General features: G+C 68.6%; 7 protein-coding genes. 4 read left to right on the top strand and 3 right to left on the bottom strand.

Translation table 11 applies throughout. The features are described from left to right. Window positions 1-179 precede the first annotated feature (179 nt). A complete protein-coding gene (locus JF597_RS42880; RefSeq protein ID WP_294009493.1) occupies window positions 180-470 on the bottom strand; it encodes a hypothetical protein in 291 nt (96 codons plus the stop codon). A 223-nt stretch (window positions 471-693) separates the two neighbouring features. Between JF597_RS42880 and JF597_RS42875 the strand changes: the two genes are divergently transcribed. Further along, window positions 694-963 (top strand): DUF397 domain-containing protein, encoded by a 270-nt coding sequence (locus tag JF597_RS42875; protein WP_294009491.1) that lies wholly within the window; start codon window positions 694-696, stop codon window positions 961-963. Window positions 964-1,054: 91 nt separating this feature from the next. On the opposite strand, the gene JF597_RS42870 is transcribed toward JF597_RS42875, so the two are convergent. Beyond that, on the bottom strand, window positions 1,055-1,555 hold the full coding sequence (locus JF597_RS42870; protein ID WP_294009489.1) for an ATP-binding protein: 501 nt from the start codon (window positions 1,553-1,555) through the stop codon (window positions 1,055-1,057). Window positions 1,556-1,888: 333 nt separating this feature from the next. Here JF597_RS42870 and JF597_RS42865 point away from each other — a divergent pair, with 333 nt between their 5' ends. From JF597_RS42865 to JF597_RS42855, 3 genes are all read left to right on the top strand, one after another. Next, window positions 1,889-2,713 carry a helix-turn-helix transcriptional regulator gene (locus JF597_RS42865; RefSeq protein ID WP_294009498.1) on the top strand — a complete coding sequence of 275 codons (825 nt, stop codon included), beginning with the start codon at window positions 1,889-1,891 and terminating at the stop codon, window positions 2,711-2,713. A 154-nt stretch (window positions 2,714-2,867) separates the two neighbouring features. Further along, window positions 2,868-4,328 carry an aldehyde dehydrogenase family protein gene (locus JF597_RS42860; protein ID WP_294009486.1) on the top strand — a complete coding sequence of 487 codons (1,461 nt, stop codon included), beginning with the start codon at window positions 2,868-2,870 and terminating at the stop codon, window positions 4,326-4,328. A 105-nt stretch (window positions 4,329-4,433) separates the two neighbouring features. Next, on the top strand, window positions 4,434-4,973 hold the full coding sequence (locus JF597_RS42855; protein ID WP_294009484.1) for a DinB family protein: 540 nt from the start codon (window positions 4,434-4,436) through the stop codon (window positions 4,971-4,973). 48 nt (window positions 4,974-5,021) lie between these two features. Here the strand turns inward: JF597_RS42855 and JF597_RS42850 are convergent, their stop codons facing one another. Continuing rightward, the gene (locus JF597_RS42850) at window positions 5,022-6,431 is read right to left on the bottom strand and encodes a glutamate decarboxylase (RefSeq protein WP_294009482.1); all 1,410 of its coding nucleotides are present in this window, start codon (window positions 6,429-6,431) and stop codon (window positions 5,022-5,024) included. Window positions 6,432-6,448: the final 17 nt, after the last annotated feature.

Below are 6,448 nucleotides of genomic sequence, written 5' to 3'. Positions count from 1 at the left end.
CGCAACGCTCCCGAGTTCTAGGGGGTCGGCCGCCCGGCTGCCCGGACGACAGCGGCAAGCTACCAGCCCCGCCCAGGGGACTTGCGTACGTCAGGTAGGGATCCGCTGTGGGCCCGGTGCCGCGGATTCACCCGGAACGGGCGGGCGTACGGAAGCGACCGCGCGGGCGGCCGCCGGTGTCATCGAGGGTTTTCACGGCGCGCCGGCCTCCCGGAGGAGCGCGGAGCCGCCGCCGCGCGCGGGCCGTCGCATGACGGCGTGCCGACCTCTCCGGTGTCGTCGACGTGCAGGTTCTCGTCCACGACAGGCAGCGGATGCCGTCCCTCCGGTGATTCGATGCGGATCCGGCCAATGTCGCTCACCGGACCGTCACACGAGCGCTGGAACACCAGGGCCCAGGTATGCGTCTTTTCTTTGTGCATGAAGGATTCGATCCGGGCGATCCCGCGCAGATCACGGCGCGTGATCATGAACGGGGGCTGGCGGTCGCATGTCCTGCGGAGTCTGGGGCAGACGCTGGAACGGGTTGAGTAAAGCGGACGTCAAAGCTGTAACCGCAGGAACACCCCCCGTGCACGTGCATCTGCTCATGCATCTGCACGTGAACAAGGTTATGATCCGGGTCAGTTGACCGCTGCATCAATGGCATCAATGGTCACATCAGCCAGTTAGTGCACCACCGGGGAGCGACCTGTGAACCTCGACGTTGACGGCGTGTACGGGGGGTTTGACGTGTACAACGGCATGGCTGCCACGCAGCTGGACGGAGTGGCCTGGCAGAAGAGCAGGCACAGCAACTCGCAGGGGTCCTGCGTGGAGTTCGCCCGGCTGCCGGGCGGCGACGTGGCGGTCCGCAACTCGCGCTTCCCGGACGGCCCGGCGCTCGTCTACACGCGGGCCGAGATCGAGGCGATGCTCCTCGGTGTCAAGGACGGCGAGTTCGACCACCTGATCGCGAGCTGACGGCGGCCGTATCCGGGGCAACCCGGTGCGTTCGGTGCACAACGCCGCGGTGACGCGCGTAGAAACCCGGCGTCCGAAGACGCCGGGTCCATCACTCGACGGCCTGCAGCCGGAATAGCGCCCACACGACCTTGCCGCTGAGGGAGCCGGCCAGCGGATGCCAGCCCCAGCCGTCGCTGAACGAGTCGACCAGGAACAGCCCGCGGCCCGACTCCGCCGAGAAGTCGTCGGAGTCGCGCGGGACGGGGGTCTCGTGGCTGGGGTCGCGCACCGCGCACACCAGCCGTCCGGTCCACCGCATCAGGTGCAGCCGCACCGCCCGCCCCTGGGGCGCCGCGAGGCAGTCGGTCTCACCGGGCACCGCGTGCCGCAGGGCGTTGGTGACGAGCTCCGACACGACGAGACAGATGTCGTCGAAGCGGTCGCCGACGTCCCACTGGCCGAGCGTTCTCCGGGTGAACAGGCGGGCCTCGCGCACCGCTTCGTAGCGGGCGGGCAGGGCGCAGGAGGCGGCGTTGGACACGGCCGCGGGATCAAGCGGCGGAAGGCCCTGCCGTAATGGCTTGAGCATGGTCGATCCATTCGTCCCCATGCGAGGCACTCCCGGGAATTCGCGGTCGTTGCGATGCAGCGGTGGCGCGGGACCATGGTTTCGGATGCGTAGAGCAGATGCAAGGGCAGATGCACGTGCACGAGACCGAATTGGACCCTCCCGTACCGCTTCTTGGCCATTTTTTCCGCCAACTTGCTGCCCTTGGCTCACTATCTGCTTGCAAGTTCCTGTGCTTAAACTTTGGCCGCTTGCCGTTTCCGTAACCGGACGAGTACTGCTCGAAGTGTTTTAGTGGCAGACTGCGGGCCCTGAAGACGGTTGGGGAGGCTGGCGAACGTGAGCGCGGGAGAGCCCGGATCGGTGGTGCGGCGAATGCTGCTCGGCTCGCAACTCAGGCGGCTGCGCGAGGCCCGGGGGATCACCCGGGAAGCCGCGGGGTACTCGATCCGCGCCTCCGAGTCGAAGATCAGTCGCATGGAGCTGGGCCGGGTGAGCTTCAAGACCAGGGACGTGGAAGACCTGCTGACGCTGTACGGCATCACCGACGAGGCCGAGCGCGAACAGCTCCTCTCCCTCGCCCGCGAGGCCAACGTGGCCGGCTGGTGGCACAGTTACTCCGACGTCCTGCCGAGCTGGTTCCCCACCTATGTCGGCCTGGAGGGCGCGGCACACCTGATCCGCGCCTACGAGGTGCAGTTCATCCACGGCCTGCTCCAGACCGAGGAGTACGCGCGCGCGGTGGTGCGGCGCGGTATGAAGGGGGCCGGTGAGGCCGACATCGAACGGCGGGTCACACTGCGCCTGGAGCGGCAGAAGTACCTCGTGGCCGAGAACGCACCCGACTTCCACATCGTCCTCGACGAGGCCGCCCTGCGCCGACCCTACGGCGACCGCGAGGTGATGCGCGGCCAGCTCCAGCACCTCGTCGAGATCTCCGAGCGGCCCAACGTACGGCTGCAGATCATGCCGTTCAGCTTCGGCGGGCACTCCGGGGAGGGCGGTGCGTTCACCATCCTGAGCTTCCCCGAGTCGGACCTGTCCGACGTGGTGTACCTGGAGCAGCTCACCAGCGCCCTCTACCTCGACAAGCGCGAGGACGTCGCCCAGTACGAGCAGGCGCTCAAGGAACTCCAGCAGGACAGCCCGGGACCGGACGAGAGCCGGGACCTGCTGCGCGGGCTGCTCCAGCTGTCGTAGACATGGTGACGCACCGGGGGATACCCCTAGATCATCGAACTGGTGCCCCAACTCCCGTGTGACGCAAGTACGATGACGCGTGATCAGACCGTGATGTGGATGTGGACCCGGTGTCCGCATCGACTGCCGTCGCAGCAGGGGATCGAGGGATCACATGTCGTCCTATTTCACCGACCTGGCCCAGCAGTACATCGACGGTGAGTGGCGCCCGGGGACCGGTTCCTGGGACATCATCGACTTCAACCCGTACGACGGTGAGAAGCTCGCGTCGATCACCATAGCCGCGGTCGAGGAGATAGATCAGGCCTACCAGGCCGCCGCGCGCGCCCAGAAGAAGTGGGCCGCCACCAATCCCTACGCCCGCCGCGCCGTCTTCGAGAAAGCCCTGCGCCTCATCGAGGAGCGGGACGCGGAGATCACCGAGGCGATCATCGCCGAGCTCGGCGGCACCCGTCTGAAGGCGGCCTTCGAGCTGCACCTCGCCAAGGAGTTCCTGCGCGAGTCGATCCAGTGGGCGCTGCGCCCCGAGGGCCGGATCCTGCCCTCCCCGGTGGACGGCAAGGAGAACCGCGTCTACCGGGTGCCGGTCGGTGTGGTGGGTGTGATCAGCCCCTTCAACTTCCCCTTCCTGCTCTCGATCAAGTCGGTCGCCCCGGCGCTCGCCCTCGGCAACGCGGTGGTCCTCAAGCCGCACCAGAACACCCCGATCGTCGGCGGCACCCTGGTCGCGAAGATCTTCGAGGACGCGGGCCTGCCCGGCGGACTGCTCAACGTCGTCGTCACCGACATCGCGGAGATCGGCGACGCCTTCATCGAGCACCCGATCCCGAAGGTCATCTCCTTCACCGGCTCCGACAAGGTCGGCCGGCACGTGGCCACCGTCTGCGCCTCGCTCTTCAAGCGCTCGGTGCTCGAACTGGGCGGCAACAGCGCGATCGTGGTCCTCGACGACGCCGACATCGACTACGCGGTCGACGCCGCGGTCTTCAGCCGGTACGTCCACCAGGGCCAGGTCTGCATGGCCGCCAACCGCGTCCTGGTCGACCGCTCGATCGCGGACGAGTTCACCGAGAAGTTCGTCGCCAAGGTGCGGACCCTCAGGGCCGGCGACCCGAACGACCCGCAGACCGTCATCGGGCCGCTGATCAACTCCCAGCAGGCGGAGTCGGTTTCGGCCACGGTCCAGCAGGCCGTCGCCGAGGGTGCCACGGCCCTGGTGCACGGCACGACCACCGACAACCTGGTCGAGCCCTCGGTCCTCACCGGTGTCCCGGCCGACTCCGACCTGCTCCGCCAGGAAGTCTTCGGCCCCGTCGCCTTCCTCATCCCGTTCGACGGCGAGGAGGAGGCCGTGCGCCTGGTCAACGACACCCCGTACGGTCTCAGTGGCGCGGTCCACACCGGCGACGTCGAGCGGGGCGTGGCCTTCGCCAAGCAGATCGACACCGGGATGTTCCACGTCAACGACGGCACCGTCCACGACGAGCCCCTCGTCCCCTTCGGCGGCGAGAAGCACTCCGGGATCGGCCGCCTGAACGGCGAGACGACCGTGGAGTCCTTCACCACCCTCAAGTGGATCTCGGTGCAGCACGGCCGGAGCGGTTTCCCCTTCTAGCCGACGAAGTTCGGCCCCCCGGGCCCTTTAGGACGCTAGCTGTCCTAAAGGGCCCGTAGCTTCGGTCGGGTCAGGGCAGCACAGACCGAGGAAAGGCGGCCGGACATGGTCACTCACGTTCCCGCGGAAGCACAGGGCGACGAGCGCGGAGCACTGCTCTCCTTCATCGAGGAGCAGCGCGGCGGCATCCGCCGCGCCCTGCTCGGCCTGACCGACGAGCAGGCCGCCAGCAGGCCGAGCGCCGGCGAGCTGTCCCTGGCGGGCCTGCTCAAGCACTGCGCCGAGGTCGAGCAGAGCTGGATCGCGCGGGCCAAGCAGGAGCCGCCGGCGATCCAGCGCGACCAGTCGAACTGGCACGAGACCTTCCAGCTGGTCGGCGAGGAGACGGTGGCCTCGCAGCTGGCGTACTGGGAGCAGGTCGCCGCCGAGACCGAGAAGTTCATCCGCTCCGTCCCCAGCCTCGACGACACCTTCCCCCTTCCGCCGCAGCCCTGGTTCCCGCCGGAGGGCCGGGTCTCCATGCGCTGGGTCTGCCTCCACCTCATCCGCGAGACCGCCCGGCATGCGGGCCACGCCGACATCATCCGCGAGTCGCTGGACGGCAAGACGGCCTTCGAACTCGTGGCGCTGGAACAGGGCTCCTAGCTCCTGCTCGGGGGGGCGCGCCCCGAAGGGGCGCTTCCGGCGGAGCGCTCAGTGGTGGAAGCTGGTGGCCGCGTCCTTGTCGTGGGTCAGCGGATGCGGCTGCCGGCGCAGTCCGGGCAGCAGCCGGGACAGGTCCTCGACGAACAGGTCCGCCAGGTCCTTCGAGAACCCGTTGCGGCACACCACCCGCAGCACGGACAGGTCCTCCCGGTTCGCCGGGAAGGTGTACGCGGGCACCAGCCAGCCGTTCTCGCGCAGCCGCCGGGACACGTCGAAGACGTCGTACGCGGTCACGTGGTCGGCGGTGGTGAAGGCGAACACGGGCAGCTCGTCGCCCCGGGTGAGGAGCCGGAAGTCGCCGAGCGCCTCGATGCGTTCGGCGAGCCCGGTCGCCACGTCCCGGGACGCCTGCTGGACCGCGCGGTAGCCGTCCCGGCCCAGGCGCAGGAACGTGTAGTACTGCGCGACCACCTGGGCGCCGGGGCGGGAGAAGTTGAGGGCGAAGGTGGGCATGTCGCCGCCCAGGTAGTTGACCCGGAAGACGAGTTCCTCGGGTAGCGACTCCTTGTCCCGCCACAGCGCCCAGCCGACACCCGGGTAGACCAGCCCGTACTTGTGCCCCGAGGTGTTGATCGAGGCCACCCGCGGGAGCCGGAAGTCCCACACCAGGTCCTCGTCGAGGAAGGGCGCGACCATCGCGCCGGACGCGCCGTCCACGTGGACCGGGACGTCGATGCCGGTGCGCTCCTGGAGGGCGTCCAGGGCCGCGCAGAGGTCGGCGACCGGCTCGTAGGACCCGTCGAAGGTGGAGCCGAGGATGGCGACGACCCCGATGGTGTTCTCGTCGCAGAGGTCGGCGGCGGCCTGCGGGTCCAGGTGGTAGCGGTCGCCCTCCATGGGCACGAACCGGGGCTCCACCTCCCAGAAGTTGCAGAACTTCTCCCAGCAGACCTGGACGTTGATGCCCATGATCAGGTTCGGGCGGGCGCCGCCCGGATAGCGGTCGGTGTTGCGCTTCGTCCAGCGCCGCTTGAGCGCCATCCCGGCCAGCATGCAGGCCTCGCTGGAGCCGGTCGTCGAACAGCCGATGGTGCTGGCCGGATCCGGCGCGTTCCACAGGTCGGCGAGCATGGCCACGCAGCGCCGCTCCAGTTCGGCGGTGCGCGGGTACTCGTCCTTGTCGATCATGTTCTTGTCGTCGCACTCCGCCATCAGGATCCCGGCCTGGGGCTCCATCCACGTGGTCACGAAAGTGGCCAGGTTCAGCCGGGCGTTGCCGTCCAGCATCAGCTCGTCGTGCACCAGCTGGTAGGCGGTCGAGGGCGGCAGCGGGCCGTCCGGCAGCCGGTGCGTGGGCGGGGCCTCGGCCATGCCGGCGACCGGGTTCGCCTCGCCGAAGAACGGGTTGACGGACATGGGTCGCTCTTGGTGCTTCTGGGGACCTTTGTGCAGCGGCATGAGGTGTGCCTCCTGAA

Source organism: Streptomyces sp. (assembly GCF_019510245.1).
Classification (GTDB): Bacteria; Actinomycetota; Actinomycetes; order Streptomycetales; family Streptomycetaceae; genus Streptomyces.
This window is presented reverse-complemented; position numbering and strand designations above follow the sequence as displayed.

Coding starts and splice junctions, on each gene's coding strand:
- JF597_RS42870 (WP_294009489.1), bottom strand. CDS start 1,555: ATGGGGACGAATGGATCGACCATGCTCAAGCCATTACGGCAGGGCCTT.
- JF597_RS42880 (WP_294009493.1), bottom strand. CDS start 470: ATGATCACGCGCCGTGATCTGCGCGGGATCGCCCGGATCGAATCCTTC.
- JF597_RS42850 (WP_294009482.1), bottom strand. CDS start 6,431: ATGCCGCTGCACAAAGGTCCCCAGAAGCACCAAGAGCGACCCATGTCC.
- JF597_RS42865 (WP_294009498.1), top strand. CDS start 1,889: ATGCTGCTCGGCTCGCAACTCAGGCGGCTGCGCGAGGCCCGGGGGATC.
- JF597_RS42855 (WP_294009484.1), top strand. CDS start 4,434: ATGGTCACTCACGTTCCCGCGGAAGCACAGGGCGACGAGCGCGGAGCA.
- JF597_RS42860 (WP_294009486.1), top strand. CDS start 2,868: ATGTCGTCCTATTTCACCGACCTGGCCCAGCAGTACATCGACGGTGAG.